The 21,847-nt window shown below is 60.2% G+C and carries 19 protein-coding genes; 9 read left to right on the top strand and 10 right to left on the bottom strand.

The window, feature by feature from the left end:
- Nucleotides 1–1,353 carry a signal peptidase I gene (gene lepB / locus BN3659_RS01800; RefSeq protein WP_091534302.1) on the bottom strand — a complete coding sequence of 451 codons (1,353 nt, stop codon included), beginning with the start codon at nt 1,351–1,353 and terminating at the stop codon, nt 1–3.
- Nucleotides 1,354–1,427: 74 nt separating this feature from the next.
- Complete coding sequence (dapB, locus tag BN3659_RS01795; protein ID WP_091534089.1) at nt 1,428–2,183, bottom strand: 4-hydroxy-tetrahydrodipicolinate reductase; 756 nt, start codon at nt 2,181–2,183, stop codon at nt 1,428–1,430.
- 270 nt (nt 2,184–2,453) lie between these two features.
- Between dapB and BN3659_RS01785 the strand changes: the two genes are divergently transcribed.
- From BN3659_RS01785 to BN3659_RS01760, 6 genes are all read left to right on the top strand, one after another.
- Nucleotides 2,454–3,266, top strand: a complete 813-nt coding sequence (locus BN3659_RS01785; RefSeq protein ID WP_091534086.1) for a helix-turn-helix transcriptional regulator — start codon at nt 2,454–2,456, stop codon at nt 3,264–3,266.
- Nucleotides 3,267–3,708: 442 nt separating this feature from the next.
- A complete protein-coding gene (locus BN3659_RS01780; RefSeq protein WP_410488786.1) occupies nt 3,709–4,485 on the top strand; it encodes a carboxymuconolactone decarboxylase family protein in 777 nt (258 codons plus the stop codon).
- Between the two features lie 2 nt (nt 4,486–4,487).
- Complete coding sequence (locus BN3659_RS01775) at nt 4,488–5,054, top strand: flavodoxin (protein ID WP_091534082.1); 567 nt, start codon at nt 4,488–4,490, stop codon at nt 5,052–5,054.
- A gap of 295 nt (nt 5,055–5,349) precedes the next feature.
- Complete coding sequence (locus BN3659_RS01770) at nt 5,350–6,783, top strand: aspartate ammonia-lyase (protein WP_091534080.1); 1,434 nt, start codon at nt 5,350–5,352, stop codon at nt 6,781–6,783.
- An 859-nt stretch (nt 6,784–7,642) separates the two neighbouring features.
- Nucleotides 7,643–8,401, top strand: coding sequence for a tRNA pseudouridine(38-40) synthase TruA (gene truA, locus BN3659_RS01765; RefSeq protein WP_091534078.1), 759 nt, complete (start codon nt 7,643–7,645; stop codon nt 8,399–8,401).
- A 14-nt stretch (nt 8,402–8,415) separates the two neighbouring features.
- On the top strand, nt 8,416–8,598 hold the full coding sequence (locus tag BN3659_RS01760) for a PLDc N-terminal domain-containing protein (RefSeq protein WP_091534076.1): 183 nt from the start codon (nt 8,416–8,418) through the stop codon (nt 8,596–8,598).
- A 1,113-nt stretch (nt 8,599–9,711) separates the two neighbouring features.
- Here BN3659_RS01760 and lpdA read toward each other — a convergent pair.
- Nucleotides 9,712–11,088, bottom strand: coding sequence for a dihydrolipoyl dehydrogenase (gene lpdA, locus BN3659_RS01755; RefSeq protein WP_091534075.1), 1,377 nt, complete (start codon nt 11,086–11,088; stop codon nt 9,712–9,714).
- A 337-nt stretch (nt 11,089–11,425) separates the two neighbouring features.
- Nucleotides 11,426–13,090 carry a dipeptidase gene (locus tag BN3659_RS01750; RefSeq protein WP_091534073.1) on the bottom strand — a complete coding sequence of 555 codons (1,665 nt, stop codon included), beginning with the start codon at nt 13,088–13,090 and terminating at the stop codon, nt 11,426–11,428.
- 68 nt (nt 13,091–13,158) lie between these two features.
- Here BN3659_RS01750 and BN3659_RS01745 point away from each other — a divergent pair, with 68 nt between their 5' ends.
- Complete coding sequence (locus tag BN3659_RS01745) at nt 13,159–13,824, top strand: YggS family pyridoxal phosphate-dependent enzyme (protein ID WP_091534071.1); 666 nt, start codon at nt 13,159–13,161, stop codon at nt 13,822–13,824.
- Nucleotides 13,825–14,237: 413 nt separating this feature from the next.
- Complete coding sequence (gene proC, locus BN3659_RS01740; protein ID WP_224757826.1) at nt 14,238–15,032, top strand: pyrroline-5-carboxylate reductase; 795 nt, start codon at nt 14,238–14,240, stop codon at nt 15,030–15,032.
- A gap of 399 nt (nt 15,033–15,431) precedes the next feature.
- Here proC and BN3659_RS01735 read toward each other — a convergent pair whose 3' ends face one another.
- From BN3659_RS01735 to BN3659_RS01710, 6 genes are read right to left on the bottom strand one after another with little or no spacing between them, the layout of a single operon-like run.
- Entirely contained in the window at nt 15,432–16,565 is a 1,134-nt protein-coding gene (locus BN3659_RS01735) for a peptidoglycan DD-metalloendopeptidase family protein (RefSeq protein WP_091534068.1), read from the bottom strand.
- 12 nt (nt 16,566–16,577) lie between these two features.
- A complete protein-coding gene (locus tag BN3659_RS01730) occupies nt 16,578–17,153 on the bottom strand; it encodes a DUF3109 family protein (protein ID WP_091534067.1) in 576 nt (191 codons plus the stop codon).
- Nucleotides 17,150–18,136, bottom strand: a complete 987-nt coding sequence (locus BN3659_RS01725; protein WP_091534065.1) for a D-alanine--D-alanine ligase — start codon at nt 18,134–18,136, stop codon at nt 17,150–17,152. The genes BN3659_RS01730 and BN3659_RS01725 overlap by 4 nt, the downstream gene beginning before the upstream one ends.
- 1 nt (nt 18,137) lies before the next feature.
- Entirely contained in the window at nt 18,138–18,950 is an 813-nt protein-coding gene (nadD, locus tag BN3659_RS01720) for a nicotinate (nicotinamide) nucleotide adenylyltransferase (protein ID WP_091534064.1), read from the bottom strand.
- Nucleotides 18,951–18,954: 4 nt separating this feature from the next.
- A complete protein-coding gene (gene gmk, locus BN3659_RS01715) occupies nt 18,955–19,515 on the bottom strand; it encodes a guanylate kinase (RefSeq protein ID WP_091534062.1) in 561 nt (186 codons plus the stop codon).
- A gap of 2 nt (nt 19,516–19,517) precedes the next feature.
- Nucleotides 19,518–20,402, bottom strand: coding sequence for a YicC/YloC family endoribonuclease (locus tag BN3659_RS01710; protein ID WP_410488785.1), 885 nt, complete (start codon nt 20,400–20,402; stop codon nt 19,518–19,520).
- Nucleotides 20,403–20,715: 313 nt separating this feature from the next.
- Here BN3659_RS01710 and serC point away from each other — a divergent pair, with 313 nt between their 5' ends.
- The gene (gene serC, locus BN3659_RS01705) at nt 20,716–21,798 is read left to right on the top strand and encodes a 3-phosphoserine/phosphohydroxythreonine transaminase (protein ID WP_091534061.1); all 1,083 of its coding nucleotides are present in this window, start codon (nt 20,716–20,718) and stop codon (nt 21,796–21,798) included.
- Nucleotides 21,799–21,847 lie beyond the last annotated feature (49 nt).

Below are 21,847 nucleotides of genomic sequence, written 5' to 3'. Positions count from 1 at the left end.
TTAGCGTACCTTGCTGAACAGACGCTCCCAGCGGATGTTCGAGGGGAAGCTCTTGTTCGGGTCGAGCGACAGCCATACGAACGAAGCTTTGCCGACGATGTGGTCCTCGGGCACGAAACCCCAGAAGCGCGAGTCGGCCGAGTTGTGGCGGTTGTCGCCCATCATCCAGTAGTAGTCCATCGCGAACGTGTAGGTGTCGGTCCGGATGCCGTCGATGTAGATCGCGCCGTCCCGCTCTTCGAGCCGGTGGCCTTCGTACACCTCGATGATCCGGCGGTAGAGCGGCAGATTATCCTCCGTGAGCGTGATCGTCGCACCCCGCGCAGGTACCCAGATCGGACCGTAATTGTCTTGGCTCCATGCGGGGAAGGAGCGGTGGGGGTAGACCTCCGCGTTCGGGGCGGCGACGTATTTGCGGACCGAGAGCACGTTGTCGAGCGCCCGCAGCCGCTCGGCCGCTTCGTCGGTGAGCATCATGTAGTAGCCCGCGCCGTTGCCGCTGTACTCCGTGATGCCGAGTTTTTCGATCGCGTATTGGGTCAGCGGCGACGAGGTCTGTACGATGTACGAGTACTGCAAACCGGGGATGGGCTCCTGCTTCTCGCCGTTGACCCACACGTCGCCGCTTATGATCCGCAGCGAGTCGCCCGCGACGGCGACGCAGCGTTTGATGTAGTTCTCGCGTTTGTCCACGGGGCGCGTGATGACCGTGTAGTCGTCGTTGAGCCGGCGGCGTCCCTCCGCGGGACCGTAGGTCTCGGTGTAGCTGCGCAGGACATCGTAGTAGGTAACGTTCTGGTTTTCGAGCAGCACGGTGTCGCCCGCCGGGAAGTTGAAGACCACCACGTCGTTGCGGCGGATGCGGCCCAGACCTTTCAGCCGGTGGTAGGGCCACTTGACGGCTTCGGAGAACGATTTTTTCGTTTGCGAGAAGGGCATCGTATGGTGCACGAAGGGGAACGACAACGGCGTATTGGGCATCTGAGGACCGTAGGCGACCTTGCTCACGTAGAGGTAGTCGCCGATGAGCAGCGACTTTTCCATCGACGAGGTGGGGATCACGTACATCTGGAACACGAAGATGTGGACCAGCGAAGCGACGACCGTGGCGAACAGGACGGCGTTGATCCATTCGTAGACCGTTTTATAGGTCTTGCTGCGCTTGCAGAGTTCGGCATTGCGGTGCCAGACGTAGCGGTAGAACAGGCGGCTGATGTAAAGATCGAAGATTACGGGCAATCCCAGCAGCATCCACAGATTGCCCGTCCAGACGACGAACCAGAGCGTATAGAGCACAGCGACGAGCGTGAAGCCCACCCATCTATTGGATAAAAAAGCCTTTATTTTTTTCATAGTTTCGTGTTTTCGAAAGTTCTTCCGCAGCGGATCGTTCTCCGCCGGCCGGCCCGTTTCGCCGGGCGGTTGTGTCATTTCAAAAGGTCATCCATCGTATAGACGCCCCGTTTGCCGCAGAGAAACTCGGCGGCGATCACTGCTCCCATAGCTAACGTCCGGCGATGCTTGATCGTATGCCGGAGCTGAAGAATATCGTCCTCGGATTCGTAGGTAACGGTGTGGATACCCGGGACCGTGCCTTCGCGCAGGGAGCGGATCTCGATCCGCTCCGGAGCGGCTGCCGCCGGAGGGGCCGGGAGCTCGCCGGCATTCTCCGGGGCGGAGACGTCGCCCACCCACCCTTTCCATGTGTCGGATTCGGCGAGAATCCCTTCGGCGAGGGTGATCGCCGTGCCGCTCGGCGCATCCTTTTTCTGGAGGTGGTGGATCTCCTCGATCGAGACGTCGTAGCCGCCCACGCGATTTACCAGCGCGGCGAGCCGGCGGTTGATGCGGAAGAGCAGGTTCACGCCGAGGCTGTAATTCGAAGCGTAGAAGAAGGCGCCGTCCTTTTCGCGGCAGAGTGCCTCCAGTTCCGCCAGACGAGCGGTCCACCCCGTCGTGCCGCTCACGACGGCCGTGCCGCTTTCGAGGCAGCGGCGGATATTTTGGTAGGCGGTCGCGGGCGTCGTGAATTCGAGTGCGACGTCCGCTCGGCTCAGATGGGCGGCATCGAGCTCCGATGCGTTGTCCGCATCGACGATGAGCACGGTCTCATGCCCCCGTTCGGCGAGTATCTTTTCGATTTCGCGGCCCATCTTGCCGTATCCGATGATGGCAGCTTTCATAAGTTACATTATATTTATAATTCGCGGAGCGGCCCTGCGAGCCGGTTGTCGTAATCGGGGGAACACCGCCCGTCCGCGCCGAAGTCTCGTTTTTTCCGGCCAAAGATACGGATAAAAATTGAAATTTTGAGCGCCGGAAGACAAGAAGAGCCGCGTGCGGGCGAAGCCGTCGCGGCCGTCGAAAAACGCGAAGAACTCCGAATTGAGCCTGACGGCAAACAAAATCCGGATACGATGTGCTATATTTGCAGTTGATGAAATGCTGATGGTATGGAACAGTCCCATGTTTTCGATTGCTCGAATGTGCTTATTGCGTGTTATTTCACCGATGACCGGAGGTGTGTTCACGAAAACAGGGAACATACGCTCGTCTATCTGTGTTCGGGCGAGCTGGAGATCGAAGAGCGCGGCCGGAGAACCCTTTTGCATGCGGGCGAGTGCGCTTTCATGCGGCGCGACAACCGGATGTGGCTGCACAAGAAACCCGCGGACGGGAAGCCGTACCGCTCCGTCGTGCTGAAATTTTCGAGACCTTTTCTGCGGGAGTTTTACCGGAGGCTCGACCGGCGGCTTGTTCCGTCCGATTCCCGGCGCGAGAGGGGCGCCCTTCGTGTGTTGCCGGGCAGCAGGCCGGACATCCGGTCGCTGTTCGAGTCGGTCGCACCCTACTTCGAGGCGGGTGAAAAGCCGTCCGATGAGGTGCTGAAGCTGAAGATGACCGAAGGCGTGTACGTATTGCTCCGCACCGACAGGAATCTTTATGCCTCGTTGTTCGATTTCGTGGAACCGTGGAAGATAGACATTCTCGACTTTTTGAATGAGAACTACATGTGCGACCTGTCGATGGAGGAGATCGCGGGTTACACGGGGCGCAGTTTGGCGACTTTCAAGCGCGATTTCGCCAAAATCAGCGACCTGACGCCGCGAAAGTGGATCATCCGTCGCCGGCTGGAGGCTGCGCACGACCTGATCGAATCGGGCGGACGGAAAATAACGGAGGTCTGTTTCGACGTGGGATTCAAGAACCTCTCGCACTTTTCCAAAATATATAAGAAGACCTACGGCGTCGCCCCGTCGCGGTAGCGCGCTGCCGCCGGCGAACGTGAAGTTGCCGTAGGGGCTGCGGAACTATCATGCGTTGTTTTCGGCCGTCGTTGCCGCGCTGACGGTCGTTTTGCCGAATTCGGCGCCGCAGACGTCGGCTCGGGCTGCGGTCATCCGGCTTAGGTTATGCTGACCGCTGCTCGGGGAGTGGATCTGCGGTCGCTGCCGATGCTCCGCCGGTTACGGCGGCGGCATCCGTGATGCCGGTAAAATGGCATCCGGCCGAAAGGTGGCGGCGGACTGATCTTCGGGACAAAGAAATTTGAGCCTTGGGGCAAAATATCCGCGTGAGTTTGTCCGTATCTTCGTATCGGAAACGGAGGACCGGTCGGGGTGCCCGGAAATGTCGAATTGTAAATCGTGTCGTATGAAACCGCAGATGACTTCATTCATGCTATTGTTGACTTTATTTTTTCCGATCATGGCAAAATCTCAAGTAAAAATCAAGCAGACCGCCGGACGCGATGCGCTCGGAGCGTTTGCACCCGAATTCGCGCGTCTGAACGACGATGTGCTGTTCGGGGAGGTGTGGAGCCGCAACGACCTGCTTTCGCTGCGGGACCGCTCCGTCGTTACGGTGGTCGCCCTCATGTCGCAGGGGTTGACCGATTCCTCGTTCGAATACCATCTCGAATCGGCGAAGAAGAACGGGGTAACGCGAACCGAGATGGCCGAAATTCTCACTCATGCCGCATTTTATGCGGGTTGGCCCAAAGCTTGGGCGGCTTTCCGCATGGCCAAGGAGGTGTGGGCGGACGAGACGGACGGTGCGGCTCCCGGTTCGCTCGAAGCGTATGCGCAGACCCTCCTTTTTCCGGTGGGCCGCCCGAACGATGCCTATGCCGAGTATTTCGTGGGCCGGAGCTATCTGGCGCCCGTCGCGGCCGGGGGCGCACCCGTAGTCAACGTAACTTTCGAGCCGGGGTGCCGCAACAATTGGCATGTGCACGAGGCGGACGAAGGGGGCGGGCAAACGCTCGTGTGCGTGGGCGGTCGCGGGTATTATCAGTTGTGGGGCCAAGAGGCGGTCGAACTGCGCCCGGGCGATGCGGTCTATATTCCGGCTGGTGTGAAGCATTGGCACGGAGCGGCACCCGACAGTTGGTTTTCGCACCTCGCCATCGAGGTCCCCGGCAAAGGTTGCAGCAACGAATGGCTGGAGCCCGTAAGCGATGAAGAATATGCTAAATTGAAATAGTGATGAAACAGATCGTATTGTTAATTATGAGTTTACTCGTGTTCAGCAGCCCGACGAAAGCACAAGAACAGCCGGCGGATGCCGTCCGGCAGCCGGGCGGGAAAATCCTCGTGGCCTATTTCTCCTGTACGGGAACCACGGAAAAAGCGGCCTCGGCCATTGCCCGGGCGGTCGACGGCGATCTGTACCGGATCGTGCCGGCCGTGGCTTACACCCCGGCGGATCTGGATTGGACCGACGAATCCAGCCGCAGCTCGAAGGAGATGGCCGATGAGAACTCGCGCCCTGCGTTGGGCGGTGGAAGTCTCGACCCGGCAGAGTACGATGCGGTGTTCCTCGGTTATCCGATTTGGTGGGATGCGTGTCCGCGCGCGGTCAATACGTTCCTCGAAAAGTATGATTTTTCCGGCAAGACGGTCATTCCTTTCGCCACCTCCGGGAGCAGTTCGATCGCGGGCAGCGTCAGGAAGCTCGGGGCACTCTATCCGGAAATCGAATGGAGAGAGGGGCGGCTGTGCAACGGAAGTACGGAGCAGGCCGCGGATTGGGCCCGGCGGGCGATCGAATGATCGTGCAAGCGGGGGCTGTCTGACAAGTCCCGAAAATCGGAAATCACCCCTGCCGGAATTCATTCCGGCAGGGGTGAAATCGTTGAAATCAGACTTGTTAGACAGCTCCTTTTTTCAGATAGATACGGTCGGTCCTTGTCTTTCGGGGGATCGGGCGTCCGGCCGAGATCGCGGAAATATTCGGAGGATTGCGGGTTAAATTTTGGAGAATGGGAAATAATTATTACCTTTATGTGATATTTCGCTTGCAAACAGAAACTTTACAACTTGAAAACAAAAGCATATCGTAACAATTATGAAGACTGACCTGAATGTTAAAACCCGCACCGAGAGCGACCTGCTCGGCAGCGTGGAGGTACCTTGCGACGTTTTGTACGGCGTGCAGACCCTGCGCGGTCTGGAGAATTTCCCGATCAGCACTTTCCGTCTCGACCAGTATCCCCTCTTCGTGAACGGACTGGCCGTCGTGAAGCTCGGCGCCGCCATCGCCAACCACGACCTCGGCCTTTTGACCGACGAACAATTCGAAGCCATTTCGCAGGCCTGCCGCGAAATTATGGACGGCAAGTTCCACGAGTATTTCCCCGTCGACATGATTCAGGGCGGCGCCGGTACGACCACCAACATGAATGCCAACGAGGTGATCGCCAACCGTGCGCTGGAGATCATGGGCCATGAGCGCGGCGAATACCAGTACTGCTCGCCCAACGACCACGTCAACTGCTCGCAGTCGACCAACGACGCCTATCCCTCGGCCATCCACATCGGTCTGTATGCCACGCACCTCAAGCTGATGCAGCACTATAAGGAGCTGATCGCCGCTTTCATGCGCAAGGCGGAAGAGTTCGCCGGCATAATCAAGATGGGCCGCACGCAGCTCGAAGACGCCGTGCCGATGACCCTCGGCCAAACGTTCCACGGCTTTGCGAGCATCCTCGAAGCCGAAATCGAGAACCTCGACCATGCCGCACGCGAGTTCCTGACGATCAACATGGGTGCCACGGCGATCGGTACGGGTATCTGCGCCGTTCCGGGATATGCCGAGCGCTGCACGAAGGCCATCGCCGAAATCACGGGCTGGGACATCCGTCTGGCGGGCGATCTGGTGGGCGTAACGTCCGACACCTCGTGCATGGTGGGCTATGCCGCGGCTATGAAGCGCGTTGCCACCAAGATGAACAAGATCTGCAACGACCTGCGCCTGCTGGCCTCGGGTCCCCGCTGCGGTCTGGGCGAGATCAATCTGCCGGCCCGTCAGCCCGGTTCGTCGATCATGCCCGGCAAGGTGAACCCCGTGATTCCCGAGGTGATGAACCAGATCGCCTATAAAGTGATCGGCAACGAATTGTGCGTTACGATGAGCAACGAAGCCGCACAGATGGAGCTCAATGCCATGGAGCCAGTGATGGCTCAGTGCTGCTTCGAGTCGGCCGATCTGCTGATGAACGGTTTCGATACGCTGCGCATCCGCTGCATCGACGGAATCACGGCCAACGAGGAGCGCTGCCGCCGATACGTGCACGACAGCATCGGCGTCGTTACCGCCCTCAATCCGATCATCGGCTATAAGAATTCGACCAAAATCGCCAAGGAGGCGCTCGAATCGGGGCGCGGCGTGTATGAGTTGGTGCTCGAACACGGCATCCTCAGCAAGGAGGAACTCGACGAGATACTCAAACCGGAGAATATGATCCGTCCGGTGAAACTCGACATCAAACCGCGACGCTGACCCGTGCAGGTTTTCGCATAGACAGAGGCGACCTTTCGAGGGTCGCCTCTGTGGTTTCGTCGAACCTGCCTGCATATTCTTGTCCGTCCGCCCCCTTGCGTTTGTCGTTTTTAGGGGAGCTTGCCGTCTCGTTCCACTGCCTTCTCGTTTTCTTGTCCGGTTGCTCTTTCGGCTTCGTGTCTATTCGTCGATCGGGAACTCGCTTTCTTGTTCCGTCGGCTGTCAGTCGTTGTTGGGAGCTCGTGTCCTTTATCGTTCGGGTTCGAAGTCTGTTTTTCAGGTTACATCGGGTGTTTGTGCGGTTATCTTTCGCCGCCCCTTCACTCTTGATGTGCTGTTCCGCCGCGCCTGTTGAGCTTTCTGTTTTTCTCCTTCACTCCTCTCTCCGGTGTGGACGGTGTACGATTCGGTATTCGCCCGGTACGTTCGCCCGGATGGTCCGGCGTCGCGGTCCGTAAGCGTGTCGCCGTCGTGCGTGTGCACATTGCGGAACCGTGTTCGTTTTTTCCCGATTCGCCGGACAGGTGCATCGAGGTCGGCTGTGCCGGTGCCGCATGCTGCCGGCCGTTGGCCGATGCTCCGCACGATGCCGCCTTGTCGATGCTTCGCCGCGGCGCCGCCTTCTCGTGCGGTTGCGGCAACGGACTGCGTCCGGCTCCTCCGGAACGGGGGAGGTGCAGCTTGCCGGATGGGCTGTTTTCTCGTAGTACCGCGGTTTTTGGGTGTTCGACGGACAGAAACCGTGTTTTTTTCGTATTTTTGTCCGGATACCCCGGCGGCCGGTCCCCGTCGGTCTCGACCGGACCGGCAGAGGGCCTGTGCCACTGAGCGAAATACGGCGAATATAAAAACGAGTGAAATGCGTTATTTTATCGAATTGAGCTACAACGGAGCGGCTTACTGCGGCTGGCAGCGTCAACCCGACCAGCCGTCGGTGCAGCAGACGCTCGAACGGGGCCTCTCCACCCTGTTGCGTCAGCCGATCGAAGTAACGGGAGCGGGCCGTACGGACACCGGCGTGCATGCGCTTTATTATGTGGCTCATTTCGATAGTGCGGAACCGATCGCCGACCCCGGACGAACGCTTTATAAGGCTAATTTTCTGCTTCCCGAGGATATTGCTCTTTTGTCGCTCACACCCGTCGCTCCCGAGGCGCATGCCCGCTTCAGCGCGCGCGAACGGGAGTACCGCTACTTCATCGAGCCGCGCAAAAATCCTTTTACGCGGGGCACGTCGTGGCAGTATTATGTGCCGCTGGATGTAGCGCGTATGAATGCCGCTGCGGCATATCTGCTCGAATTCGATGATTTTACTTCGTTCGCAAAACTCAATTCGAACAATAGGACCAATATTTGCCGCATTTTACGGGCGGAGTGGACGGAAAATGTCGGCGGTGTTTTGTGTTTTACGATCCGTGCGGACCGGTTTTTGCGGAATATGGTGCGGTCGGTCGTAGGAACGCTGGTCGATGTGGGCCGCGGACGCTATACGCCGGAGCAGTTTCGTGCGATTGTAGAGAGCCGCGATCTTGCCCGTTCGAGCAGCGGAGCTCCTGCGCAGGGGTTGTTTCTGAGCGATGTGCTCTACCCGTCCGAAGTGTTCGAACGGAAACTGTAAAACAGACGGAATATATGTGGGCGGAAATCATCTATTGGATCGGCGTACTGTGCTGCATCTGGTGCGTGTACGATCTGTTTGCGCGAAAACGGAGCATCGAGACGCCTCTCAAGGTGCTGTTGGCACTGGTGCTGTTGTTTTTCAGTTGGATCGGAATCGTCGTCTATCTGCTTTTCATCCGCGATAAAATGAAATGAGACGGATCGCCCGTCGGCTGCGGCGCCGGACTCGGCCGGTGGTTCGGGGAGGCGGATGCTTTCGAGTGCTTTCGTGCCGTACGACCGATCGGAAGGGGCTGTCTAACAAGTCCCGAAAATCGGAAATCACCCCTGTCGGAATTCATTCCGGCAGGGGTGAAGTCGTTGAAATCAGACTCGTTAGACAGCTCCTTCCGTTCATGGCCGTTCGTTCAGCCGGTTCCGCAGCGTTCCTGCATGCCTTGCGATGCGGGCATTTCCGCCGCTGCGTTTCGTGTGCGGTCGGTCGTACTTCGTCGGAGAGGCATATGTATTTCATCACCGTGCAGCGGATCTTCCGGAGCATTCGGAAAGTGAGGCGGCGGTGTTTTCGGCGATGAAGCATTATCTATGCCCTTCGAATTTTGCTTGTCGCAGCGATTCGCCGTTTCGACGCTTTCCGGCTTCGGCCATATCGGAACGAACCTTCCTGTTTATCCGACGATTTCACGCAACAAGGCAAGCCCTATCCCGGCCGGAATGTTGGAAAACTTGTTAGACGAGCCTCCTTGCGTTCGCACCGCTTTCGAGAATATCCGAATCTGCGAGCCCTGTAGCGAAGAGGACGAAAACCGGTACGACCGCTTCTGCCGCTTTGCCGTTCGCCCGTTTCGGGGCGCTTCGGTATCGCCCGAGAGTATAGCCCCTTAGTCGTTGCTGGGTATGGCTGCTTCCGTATTTGTCCGTCGCTCCGTATGCTCGCTCCGATGACGACACGAGACCGTTCAACCGACCGAAAGAGCTGCCGATAATTGTCGGATGCGGATTCCTTTCGGCCGTCGGTTCCTGTTGCCGTCGTCGGCTTAGGGGACCCTCGGCTTAAGGTACTTTCGGCCGTCGGCTCCTTTCGGTTATCGGCTCCTCTGGCTGTCGGTTTTTGCGGATCGCCGCGTTCTGCCGGTTCCTCCGATTCCTTTCGGCCGCTTCCTTGATGGTTATCGGTTCTTGTTGCCTATCCGTTTCTGCCGACCGTCGCATCCCGCTGGGGCTCCCGATTCCTTGCGACTGACGGTTCTTTACTGCCGGAGAAACGGGTTTTCCGGCCGAAGCGGGACGCGGCGGGGAACGGACTGTTTATAAATGGATGGCCGCTCCCATTGCCGCTTCCGATGCCTCCATCACCCCTTCGTTCATCGTGGGGTGAGCGTGGATCGTGCGCGCGATCCGATGGGCCGTCGCGCCGAGCGCCTTCGCCAGAGTGGGCTCGGCGATCATCTCCGTAACGTTGGCCCCCACGAGGTGTGCGCCGAGCAGTTTGTCGTCCTCCCCGAAGATCAGTTTCACGAAGCCGTCGCGGTCGCCTGCGGCCGTGGCTTTGCCCGAAGCGGTGAAGGGGAAACGTCCGACCTTGTAGGCGAGCCCCTGTTCCCGCGCCTGCTGCTCGGTGAGACCCACCGATGCCACTTCGGGCGTCGTGAAGACGCACGACGGAACGGTCGAATAGTCCACCGGCGAAGGATTCAGCCCGCAGATCGCCTCCACGCAGCAGATGGCCTCCGCCGATGCCACATGGGCCAGTGCCGGACCGCCCACGATGTCGCCGATGGCGTAGACGCCCTGTGCATCGGTGCGGTAGAATCGGTCCACCACGATTTTGTCGCGCTCGACGCGGATGCCCAGCTCCTCCAGACCGATGCGCTCGATGTTGGACTTGATGCCGACGGCTGACAGCACGACATCCGCCGTGAGGATTTCCGTACCCTTCTTGCCCTCGATCTCCACTTCGCATTTGCCGTCGGCATTCACCTTCACCGACTTCACGGTGGTCGAGGTGAGCACAGTCGCACGGAGTTTGCGGAACGAGCGTTCCATGGTTTTCGAGACCTCCTCGTCTTCGAGCGGCAGCATTCGGGGCAGATACTCGATGACGGTTACTTTCGTGCCGAGCGAGGCATAGAGCGAGGCGAACTCGCTGCCGATGGCTCCCGTGCCGACGACGATCATCGTCTCGGGCAGCTCGGTGAGTGTCAGTGCCTCCCGCGACGAGATGACGTGTTTGCCGTCGATGGGCATGAACGGCATCTCGCGCGGTCGGGCGCCCGTGGCGAGGATGATGTGATCGGCCTCGTACTCCGTACCGTCCACGTTTACCCTGCCGTCGCCTTTGAGACGGCCGAAACCCTGTATGAGGTCGATGTTGTTCTTTTTCAGCAGAAAGGCCACGCCTTTGCTCATGGTTTCGGCGACGCCGCGCGAACGGGCGACGATCTTCTCCAGATCGGGCCGCACCTCACCGGCGAGCTCCAGTCCGTAGTGGGCCGCATTCTTGCAGTAGGTGTAGACCTGTGCGCTCTTCAGGAGCGCCTTGGTCGGGATGCAGCCCCAGTTGAGGCAGACGCCGCCCGCTTCGGCACGTTCGACGATGGCGGTCTTTTTGCCTAACTGCGAGGCGCGGATCGCGGCCACGTATCCGCCCGGGCCGCTTCCGATTACGATGATGTCGTATTTCATAGGTTATGATCGGTTGTTGTAATGGTTCTTTGTTCGCATCGGCCTGCTCCGCCGCCGATGCCGCATTCCGGCTTCGGGGTTTAACGGGCGTTCGGCGTCTTATGTTTCTGTGTCCTTGTGCCCCCCCCCTTCTGTGTGCGGCCCCTCGGCTCGCCGAGGAGTGTCGGCCGAGGCCGACATCCTTGCCGTTCCGGCGGCCGGTCGTGCGGTGCGGCGTCTCCGCGTTCCGGGAAGGTTCCGGTTCTGCGGAAGAGGTGCACAGCCCCCCCCCATCGCTCTCGGCTTCTGCGGTGCCGCCGCCGAAAATCGGCTTTTGAGGCATGCGGGGGCCGTCGGTTTATTCGACGACTTTCAGCACGTCGCCGTGATCCGCCGCCACAGCCCGCTTCCACCTGTCGTTGTAGCCGGGCTGCTCGATCCGGCCCGGAATGCCGCGTCCGTTGCCGTTGTCGATGAAGCCTGCGGCGTCTTCGCCCTTCACGTTGCCGTCGATGAACTTCACGAGCAGGTATTTGTCCAGTTCATTCCATCGGTCGAACAGCTTTTGCGCAGTCCGGGTCGAATAGGCCGTGAGGTATTTCGCGCGTTTTCCGGGCGACATGCCGAGCGCTTCGGCGTCGACTTTCCGCACGGCCTCCAGTTGCGCGGTCTCCCATTCGTCGGCGGAGGCCCTCACGACGGGCGCCACGCGGTCGTAAAAAAGATAGGCGAACTGGGCGATCCGGTTGAAGAGCCAGAATGCCGAGGTCGGCGAGTATTCCAGCATCGAACCGTTCTCTTCGCTGAAGCATTCGGGCACCTGCGTCGCGGAGCAGTAGATCGGCGTGAGGCACGAAGTCGCCGCATCGTCCACGCCGAACCAGAGGATGCCCATGTCGTCCGGCAGTTCGGGACGGGCTTGTGCCACGAACCAGAAGCCCGTCTGCTGGGTCGCCGCGGCGCGTTCGTTGAGGTATTCCCGGCCGTTGACCTCGAAGGTCATCGGCCGCCAGCGGTAGGGGCAACCGTGGCCGCCGGCGCCGATGTCGGCGGTCATGTCCATCGGCGTGCCTTCGTAGTGGTCGCGCATGCAGTCGAAGACGACTTTGGGCTCCACCTTCGCGCGGGGTTTGACCCACAGCGGCATCCGGTTATCGGGATTGTAGCCCATCGCGTAATCCGTGTAGCGGTCCATGCCGTCCGCCACCGTGCGGAAGAACGACCAGACGCGGGCGTCGCAGCCGCGGATCGTGGCGAAGTCGGCGGGTGCATAGGCGTCGCAGAAGCTGAACGTTTCGTCGGGTCCTTCGTAGTAGCCCATTTCGCGGGCGAACGAGATCACGTCGGGCGAATAGAGGCAGTTTTCGGGATCGTCGAGCGGGAAGGTCGTGATGCGGGACTGGTTGGCGTGCGCCGAAACGTATCCGTCCGGAATCCGGCGGGCGACCCAGACGATGCCCCGACGGGCGTTGCCGCCCCGGCCGTCGTCTTCGAATCCCTTGCCGATCAGCTCCATGATCCATGCTTCGCCGGGGTCGGCGATCGAGAACGATTCGCCGCTCGATGCATAGCCGTAGGTGTCGGCCAGCTCGGCGATGAGGGCGATCGCCTCGCGGGCCGTCCGGGCCCGTTGGAGCGTGATGTAGATCAGCGAACCGTAGTCGATGCGGCCCGTCGGATCTTCGAGCTCGGAGCGGCCGCCGAAGGTCGTCTCGGCGATGATGAGCGAGTGTTCGTTCATGTTGCCGACGGTGCCGTAGGTCGCCGCTGCCTGCGGAATGTCGCACAGGTAGCGGCCCGAGTCCCAGTCGTAGACGGGGAGCCGCGTGCCCGCCTTCCAGCGGCCGCGCGGCGTGAGGTAGAGGGCGCCGTACAGGGCGTGCGAGTCGGCGGCGTAGCTGACCATGACGGAGCCGTCGGCCGAAGCTCCCTTCGTAACGATGAAGTTGGTACAGGCTCCGGCAGGGCTGCAAACGGATGCGCCGCAGAGGACGAGGAGAAAAATGCGAACGAGTTTTTTCATAGGTTCGGGTCTAATCTTTGCAAAGATAATAAAATTGCGTAATTTTACCCAATCAAAACAGCATAAAGATGTCAATAGCCTGCCAATTATCGTTCGTCCGGAGTACGATTCCGGAAAACGTAACTCTCGTGGCCGTTTCGAAAACACACCCTGCGGCGATGATCCGCGAAGCCTACGACGCGGGCCACCGCATCTTCGGCGAGAGCCGTCCGCAGGAGCTCAGGGCCAAGTACGAGGAGCTGCCGAAGGATATCGAGTGGCACATGATCGGCCATCTGCAAACCAACAAGGTGAAGTATATCGCACCGTTCGTTTCGATGATCCAGTCGGTCGACAGCGCGCGTCTGGCGGAGACCATTCAGCGCGAAGCGGCCCGCTGCGGCCGTAAGATCGGTATTTTGCTGGAGATCCGCATCGCCGAGGAGGAGACCAAGTCGGGTTGGGCGTTCGACGAGCTGATGCGCTACGTCGGGACGGTCGAACTGAACCGGATGGCCAATATCGAGGTGCGCGGCGTGATGGGAATCGCCACCAACACCGACGATCCGTGCCGTGTGAGACGGGATTTCGAGGTCCTCAAACGCGATTTCGACATTTTGCAGCCCAATTTCGGTCCGCGGTTCAACGTGATCTCGATGGGCATGTCGCACGACTACCCTCTTGCCGTGGAGTGCGGATCGACGATGGTGAGGGTCGGATCGCTCATTTTCGGCGAACGGGATTATTCGAAATGATGCGCAGCCGGCGGCGTCGGGGCGGCGCCGTCGCGGTCGGAACCGTTTCGCGGCTGCCGGCTTCTATGTATCGAAAAACGCCTCGACGGCGGTACGGTGGGGATGTTTCGATCGCACAGCTTTGTCCTTGCTCGTCGGAAATCCGCAGGCCCGGTATGCGCGGCGTCCTGCTGTCGCAAAAGCTTCCGGGAGAACGAGCGGTGCCCCCCCCCTTCCTCCGGACATCCCGTGTGCGAGAGAACGCATGCGTCCGGATCGCCGGCAGACCCGAGGGGCGTGTACGCGCGGCGCAACGGATACTGTCGGCAGCGGGCGAAGCGGAGGACGGCGCATGCCGGGGCGGCATGTATTTTCGGGGTCGCGGCTCTCGCAGAGTTGGTGCGTGCTGCGATCCTGCAATCGAACACGGATCAATGTTGAAAGATATGAATATCGGTTTCATCGGATTCGGCAACATGGCTTCGGCTCTTGCCGACGGATTTGTCAGAACGGGAGCCGTGCAGCCTGCCCGAATCGGAGCCTGTGCGCGCGACTGGGAAAAATTGCGGCGGAATGCGGAGGCCCGGGGCATCGTGCCGCTGAGGGATGCGGCTGCGGTCGCGGAATTCGCCGATGCGGTGGTCGTGGCCGTGAAACCCCATCAGGTCGAGGAGGTGCTCGTGCCTGTGCGGGAGGCGCTGCGCGGGAAGATCGTGGTGTCGGTCGTCGCCGGCTACACGTTCGGGCGATACGAACGTGTTCTTGCGGAGGGGACGCCCCATCTGAGCACGATTCCCAATACGCCCGTGTCGGTCGGCGAGGGCATCGTCGTCTGCGAGCGGCGCCACTCTCTCTCCGAGGAGGACTATGCACGGATCACGGAGCTGTTGTCGAAGATTGGGCTGGTCCTTACGGTCGACACGGAACTGTTGGATATTGCAGGGACGGTCGGCGGGTGCGGTCCGGCGTTCGTGTGTCTCTTCATGGAAGCGCTCGCCGATGCCGCCGTGAAACACGGAATAGCCCGCACCGATGCCTACCGCATGGCGGGGCAGATGGTTGCCGGAACGGGCCGGCTGCTGCTCGAATCGGGCTTGCACCCCGCGCAGCTCAAGGATGCGGTCTGTTCGCCGGGCGGGACGACGATCGTCGGGGTGGCGGAACTGGAGCGCCGGCGGTTCCGCGGTGCCGTGTTGGACGCCATAGATGCCATCGAGCGGAAGGAGTAGACGGCCGCGCCGTTGCAGGAGACGGGTTCGCATTTCGGATGCGGAGGGAACAGCGGGAGGCGTAAAGTCTTTTTCAAGACCGTCCGCGTGCGCTCTGGACGGCATTTTCGCAGGCGCTTTGGATCCGATCGGCCCGCATTTCGGATTCCGGTGCAGCCTGTCGCCGCGGGCGATCCTCAGTTGCAACTGCCGCTGCGAGCCCGGTGGCGGGGTTGTCGCAACGAGCATGTCCGCTCTCGCGGGATAACGGGTTGCGCGGCGGTTTCGCAGTTGTCCGAACGAGTGGTTTCATACGGTTTCGCCCCTGCCGTGAATATGGTTCCGGCAGGGGCGATTTAAGTCCGAAGATGTGCGGTATGACCTGCTGTTCGGTGTCCGAAAGCCTCTGTTTATCGCTGTTTACCGCACGCGCAGCGTGCGCCCCAGCCGCAGGATCGTCGTGGGTTTGATGCCGTTCAGCGCACAGATTTTTTTCACGGTCGTGCGGTACTTCACTGCGAGGTGCCCGAGCGTATCGCCCGAACGGATCTTGTGGTATTGACGGGCGGCCAGTTCGGCGGCCTCCTTCTTGTCCTGTTCTTCGTTGGCGATCTCGTCGTCGAAATTCTGTCCGGCCTTCGAGTGGATGCTGAAGAACGTTTTTTTCAGCAGGAACGTCTCGCGGCACAACAACCCTTTTTCGAAGTCGATGAGCCGTTCGGGGTCGAACGACCGGCCGTAGTAGCGCGTCTCGAAATGAAGGTGCGGTCCCGTACTGCGGCCCGTCGAACCTCCGAGCCCGATGACCGTGCCCGCTTCGACCCACTCTCCGGGTTCGACCATGCGCTCCGAGAGATGGCCGTAATAGGTCTCCAGTCCGTTGTCGTGGCGGACGATAACCAGATTGCCGTAACCGCCCCTGTTGTACTCGGAGATCCGCACACGGCCGCTGAATGCCGCATGGACCGGATCGCCCGTCTTGAGCGGGATGTCGATGCCCTGATGCTGCCGGTTTCTGCGGAGCCCGTATTTTCCGTGGGGATGGGGCTTGCCCACATAGGGGCAGCAATAGCTGCGGAGCGAATCGACGAGTTCGATGACCACCGAGAAGGGCATGGCCGACATGTCGACCTCCTTGTAGGGGAAAAGCGTCGTGGTGTCCCAGTATTTCTCGAAAATCGTGCTGTCCTTGGCGATCTCGCGGTTGCGGATGTATTTCCACGTGTTGTTGCCGTACAGGACGACCTGTACGGCATCGTTGGCCGTCGCCAGCGTGTCGATCACCGCGAGGCCGTCGGTGGCGAAGGTCGATTCGATGAATTTCGGACGCAGACGCAGGTTGAGCTGCGCGATGGAGTCGGCGATGGGATCGGGTGCGGCCGCAGTTTCGGTTTCGGTCTTGACGGAGGCCGATGCGGAGTTCTCCGGCCGGTCGGAAGTGCGGACGGCGAGCAGACCGCCGCTCGCGTCCGGGGCGGCGGCCCGTTCGTTCTGCGCCGCTGCGCCGAAAGCCGTCAGCAGGGCCAGAAGGGTGCAGGATAGATGCTTGGTCATGCGGTGTGTCGGTTAATTTTGCGATTTGAGGTATGCCTCGGCGGCTTCGAGAGCCTTGTAGAACTCCTCGCCGAAGCGGCGCACGATGGGCTCGCGGAGCGATTTGTAGACGGGCAGGCCCAAACGGCGTCCGCATGTGCGGGCCGAAGCGCAGACCTCCCAGCGGTGGTAGTTGAGGCCGACGGCGCCGTTCGAGAACTTCACCAGCCGGATCGGATAGAGGTGGCAGGATACGGGCTTGCGGAACGGGGTCCGTCCCTCGCGCCACGCTTTTTCGATGGCGCAGAGCGTGATGCCCTCTTCCCGACAGGCGTAGGCGCACTCGGCGTCGCGGACGAGCGGTGTGGTCAGGTCGCCCTCTTCGTCGAGTACGGCGAATCCCTGCCGTTCGATCGCCTCGATCCCTTCGGAGGTCATGCAGGGCTTGTAATGTTCGTACTCCGCTTCCAGTTCGCCGAGCTCTTCGGCTTCGAGCGGTGCGCCGGCGTTGCCCTCCACGCAGCAGATGCCCCGGCACTGCGAAAGGTCGCAGGCGAAGCATTCGCGCAGCAGGTCGGCGGATACGATTTTGTCGTCGATTTCGATCATTTGCGGCAGGTGTCGGCGATGATGATGTCGTACAACTCCCCGAGCGTCATGCCCATGCACCGCACCTGTTTGGGGACGATGCTGCCGGCGCTCATGCCCGGGATGGAGTTGATTTCGATCAGGTAGGGCGTCCCGTCGGGCGTTACGATGAAATCCACCCGCACCACGCCCGAGCAGCGGCATGAACGGTAGGCTTCGAGCGTCATGCGGTTCAGCGCGGCCCGCACCTCGGGCGCGATGTCGGCCGGCGTGATTTCGTCGGAACGGCCGGCCGTGTACTTGGCCTCGTAGTCGAAGAATTCCTTTTTCGGAACGATCTCCGTGATCGGAAAGAGGTAGGGCTTGCCGCCGGCGATCATCGCGCCGCAACCCATTTCGCGGCCTGCGATGCACTCTTCGACGAGCACTTCGTCGCTCTCGGCGAACGCCTTGTCGAGCGCGGGCAGGATTTCGGCCTCGCTCTTCGCTTTCGTTACGCCGAACGACGATCCGCTGGCATTGGGCTTGACGAAAAGCGGCAGACCGAGTTCGCGCACGACAGCCGCGGGGTCGACCGCATCCCCCCGGCGGATGAAGATTTCGCGGGCGAGCGGAATACCCCGTCCCGCCAGTGTGCGCTTGGTGGTGATTTTGTCGAACGTGAGGACCGAGGAGGTCGTCGAGCACGACGAATAGGGCACGCCCATCATGTCGAGGTAGCCTTGCAGCCGCCCGTTCTCGCCCGGGGTGCCGTGGATGAGGATGAGCGCATAGTCGAATACCGTCTTCACGCCGTCGACGACGATCGAGAAGTCGTTCTTGTCCACCTGCCACTGCCGGCCGTCGGGTGCGGTGTGGTGCCAGTCGCGGCCGCGGAGGTCGATCAGGGTCGTATCGTATTTCGCGGGATCGAGCGCGGCCTCGATCTGGGCGGCGCTTTGCAGCGCGATCTCCCTCTCGGACGAGTCGCCGCCCGCCATGAGCGCAATTTTCAGACGTGTCATATCAGGGATTGTAGTAGTCTTTGTAGCGGAAGGCCAGAATCTCCTCCACCATACCGGCCAGCTCGCGCGCTTCGCGGTGGGCGTCGTCGATCCGCAAGGCCGCATTGAAATCGTTGAGTGCCTTGCCCCACTCCGCACGCCGGTAGCGGAGCTTGCCCCGCTCGACGTAGAGCGCCGCTTCGGCTCCTCCCGCGTCGATTGCGGCCGTGAGCGCTTCGAGGCGAGCGGCCGGATCCCACAACCCCTTGCGGCGGATGTAGTCCGCTACTTCGTTGCCGACCATCGGCGCGATTTGTTCGCCCCGTTCCGCCGCTTCGCGGATCGCAGTGGACGAGAAGTCGTACAGCGGCGCGTCGGCGAGGCAGACCACGCGGTCGGCGAAGCGGCCGGCCGTGGCGCCGCGGCGGGGATATACGTATATTTTATAATGATCCAGTATCTCGTCGTACTCCTTCCAGCGGTCGAGTCGCTCGGCATTGTCCGCACCCATCAGGATCGAGAACTGCATGTCGTGTCCGTGCGTCTCGCGCAGGTAGCGGAGCGTCCGGACCGTGTACGACGGTTTTTCGAGCAGGAACTCCACGGCCGACGGCTTGATGCGGTCGGGGTATTTCGATGCGGCGCAGGCGATTTCGGCCATCTCGAAGCGGTCCAGCTCCGGCGCCAGTGCGTCCGACGGTTTGAGCGGGTTCTGCGGCGAGACGACGAGTACGACCTCGTCACACAATCCGCGCTCTGCGGCATATTCCGCCAAGGCGATGTGTCCCTTGTGGACGGGATTGAACGAACCGAAGTATAAAAGTATGTTTTTCAATGTATTAACCGATAAATTCGTTGATGATTCGGGTAGTCTCGGCCACGGCTTCCGCAAGATCGTCGTTCACGACGATGTGGTCGAATGCGGGAGCTTGCGTGAGTTCGAATTCGGCTTTCGCCACGCGGCGGTCGATCACCTCCGGGGTGTCCGTGCCGCGCGATTCGAGCCGGCGGCGCAGCTCGTCGATCGAGGGCGGCATGATGAATACCGCGCAGGCGTCGTCGCCGAAGATGCGTTTGAGGTTGAGTCCTCCGACGACGTCCACGTCGAAGAGGATGACGTTGCCCTTGCTCCAGATGCGCTCCACTTCGCTGCGCAGCGTGCCGTAGCGGCATCCGGCATAGACCTCCTCCCACTCGATGAACTTGCCCTCCTCGACGGCCTGCATGAAGGCTTCGGGCGTGAGGAAATAGTAGTCCCGGCCGTGCTGCTCCTGACCGCGGGGAGCGCGGCAGGTGGCCGAGACCGAGAATTCGAATTGCGGGTAGCGCTGGAGCAGCTCGCGCACGATGGTCGTCTTGCCCGATCCGCTCGGGGCGGAGAAGATGATGACTTTGCCCACGGTCAGAGAATGTTGAGTACCTGTTCCTTGATCTTTTCCAGCTCGTCCTTCATCCTGACGACGAGAATCTGGATGTTCGTCTCGTTGGCCTTCGAGCCCATCGTGTTGATTTCGCGGCCCATTTCCTGAGCGATGAAGCCCAGCTTGCGGCCCGGACACTCCTCGCCCGCGGCCACTTCGCGGAAGTATTTGCAGTGATTCGACAGCCGCACCTTCTCTTCCGTGATGTCGAGTTTTTCGAGGTAGAAGATCATCTCCTGCTCCAGACGGTTCGTGTCCGTCTCGACGGGCAGCTTCGACAGATTGTCGAGGATGCGTGCGCGGATGGTCTCCGTGCGGGCCTTTTCGAAAGGCGTTACCTCGTTTTTATAGGTCTCGATCTTGTCCACACGGTGCAACAGGTCGGCGATGAGGATGGCCCCTTCCTGCGTTCGGAATTCGTCGAGCCGGCGCAGGGCGTCCTCCGTCGCACGGAGCAGGGCCGCATGTTCCGCCTCCGACACGGTGTCGCCGTCGGCCGCGATCACGTCGGGCAGCCGCAGCACGGACTGTACGATCGAGGCTTTCACCCCTTCCGCGTCCGAAAGGCCCGGGTGCTCCGCGCATGCCGCGGCGATCTGCGTATAATAGGTGTCGAAGGCTTGCTTGTTGATGTGGGCGGAAGTCTCCGCAGCCGGACTTTCGACGCTTGCGAACAGATCGACCTTGCCGCGTTGCAACGCTTTGGATACGAGGTTGCGCAGGTCGTATTCCGCACGCCGGTATGCCGACGGGAGTTTGACCGTAAGATCCAGCTGCTTGGAGTTGAGCGAGCGGACTTCGACGGTAATCTTCTTATTCTGTACGGAGGCTTCGCCTTTGCCGAAGCCTGTCATGGATTTGATCATTGCGCACGAAAATTTGACAGATACGGGACCGGACGCGGCGAAACCGTATAAATAATAAGGTATTCCGCAGGCCGTCCGGATCCGGATTATATTTTTGCAAAAATAGTAATTTTAATCCGGAAATGGAAACGATGATCCGACTAAATGCGCCGCGCGTCCGTCCGGAATGTGCCGGACGGTGATTCGGACGATGTTTCGGGCTTCCGTGAAAAATTATTCGCCCGTTCGTTGTTTATTGCAAAATAAGTCTGTATATTTGTCTTGATAAACTAACAGTTTGCAACCAAAACGCTAAAACTAATAAAAAACTATTATGAAAAAACACAATTTCAATGCAGGACCCTGCGTGTTGCCCAAACAGGCGATCGAATCGGCCATCGAGGCTATCCGTGATTTCGACAACACGGGTATCGGTATTCTGGAGATTTCGCACCGCACCCCGGGCTGGGAGCGCATCATGGCCGAGACCGAGCAGCTCTGGAGAGACCTGCTGAATATTCCGGACGACTACGCCGTCATCTTCCTCGGCGGCGGTGCTTCCACCCAGTTCTTCGAGGTGCCGGCCAACCTGCTCAAGAAGAAGGCCGCCTATCTCCAGACGGGCGTTTGGGCCAAGAAGGCGGCCAAAGAGGCCAAGTTCTACGGCGAAGTGGAGATCGTGGCTTCCTCCGAAGACAAGAACTATACCTATATTCCGAAAGGATACACGATCCCGACGGATGCCGACTATTTCCATATCACGACCAACAATACCATCTACGGTACGGAAATCCACGAGGATATCGACTCGCCCGTTACGCTCGTGGCGGACATGTCGTCGGACATTCTGAGCCGCCCCGTGGACGTGAGGAAATACGGCATGATCTACGGCGGTGCGCAGAAGAACGTTGGCCCTGCCGGCGTAACGTTCGTCATCATCCGCAAAGACCTGATCGGCAGCTCGGGACGTCAGCTTCAGACGATGGTCAACTACGGTACGCATTACCCCGAAGAGGCCCGCAACCACTCGATGTTCAACACGCCTCCCGTGTTCCCCATCTTCGTGATGCACGAAACCCTCAAATGGGTCAAGGAGCTCGGCGGCGTCGAGGAGATGTACAAGCGCAACAAGGAGAAGGCCGAGCTGCTCTATGCCGAGATCGACCGCAACTCCATGTTCGTCGGTACGGCCGTGAAGGAGGACCGTTCGCTCATGAACGTCTGCTTCGTGATGGCTCCGGGCCGCGAGGCGCTCGAAAGCGAATTCATGGCCTTCGCCAAGGAGAAGGGCATGGTCGGCATCAAGGGCCACCGTTCGGTGGGCGGTTTCCGCGCTTCGATCTACAACGCCTGCCCGCTGGAGAGCGTCAAGGCGCTCGTAGAGTGCATGCAGGAGTTCGAGAAGATGCACAAATAACAATGTTTTAGGATCACGATGGCGCGCTTTTTCACGTTCACACCGCGGA

This window comes from Alistipes sp. CHKCI003, from assembly GCF_900021155.1.
GTDB lineage: Bacteria > Bacteroidota > Bacteroidia > Bacteroidales > Rikenellaceae > Alistipes > Alistipes excrementavium.
This window is presented reverse-complemented; position numbering and strand designations above follow the sequence as displayed.

Bases quoted from the DNA above. Each gene is read 5' to 3' on its own strand.
- BN3659_RS01785 (WP_091534086.1), top strand. From the start codon at position 2,454: ATGGAACAGTCCCATGTTTTCGATTGCTCGAATGTGCTTATTGCGTGT.
- BN3659_RS01745 (WP_091534071.1), top strand. From the start codon at position 13,159: ATGTCAATAGCCTGCCAATTATCGTTCGTCCGGAGTACGATTCCGGAA.
- serC (WP_091534061.1), top strand. From the start codon at position 20,716: ATGAAAAAACACAATTTCAATGCAGGACCCTGCGTGTTGCCCAAACAG.
- BN3659_RS01770 (WP_091534080.1), top strand. From the start codon at position 5,350: ATGAAGACTGACCTGAATGTTAAAACCCGCACCGAGAGCGACCTGCTC.
- dapB (WP_091534089.1), bottom strand. From the start codon at position 2,183: ATGAAAGCTGCCATCATCGGATACGGCAAGATGGGCCGCGAAATCGAA.
- lpdA (WP_091534075.1), bottom strand. From the start codon at position 11,088: ATGAAATACGACATCATCGTAATCGGAAGCGGCCCGGGCGGATACGTG.
- BN3659_RS01780 (WP_410488786.1), top strand. From the start codon at position 3,709: ATGGCAAAATCTCAAGTAAAAATCAAGCAGACCGCCGGACGCGATGCG.
- BN3659_RS01760 (WP_091534076.1), top strand. From the start codon at position 8,416: ATGTGGGCGGAAATCATCTATTGGATCGGCGTACTGTGCTGCATCTGG.
- BN3659_RS01775 (WP_091534082.1), top strand. From the start codon at position 4,488: ATGAAACAGATCGTATTGTTAATTATGAGTTTACTCGTGTTCAGCAGC.
- BN3659_RS01710 (WP_410488785.1), bottom strand. From the start codon at position 20,402: ATGATCAAATCCATGACAGGCTTCGGCAAAGGCGAAGCCTCCGTACAG.
- BN3659_RS01750 (WP_091534073.1), bottom strand. From the start codon at position 13,090: ATGAAAAAACTCGTTCGCATTTTTCTCCTCGTCCTCTGCGGCGCATCC.
- proC (WP_224757826.1), top strand. From the start codon at position 14,238: ATGTTGAAAGATATGAATATCGGTTTCATCGGATTCGGCAACATGGCT.
- BN3659_RS01730 (WP_091534067.1), bottom strand. From the start codon at position 17,153: ATGATCGAAATCGACGACAAAATCGTATCCGCCGACCTGCTGCGCGAA.
- BN3659_RS01725 (WP_091534065.1), bottom strand. From the start codon at position 18,136: ATGACACGTCTGAAAATTGCGCTCATGGCGGGCGGCGACTCGTCCGAG.
- truA (WP_091534078.1), top strand. From the start codon at position 7,643: ATGCGTTATTTTATCGAATTGAGCTACAACGGAGCGGCTTACTGCGGC.
- BN3659_RS01735 (WP_091534068.1), bottom strand. From the start codon at position 16,565: ATGACCAAGCATCTATCCTGCACCCTTCTGGCCCTGCTGACGGCTTTC.
- lepB (WP_091534302.1), bottom strand. From the start codon at position 1,353: ATGAAAAAAATAAAGGCTTTTTTATCCAATAGATGGGTGGGCTTCACG.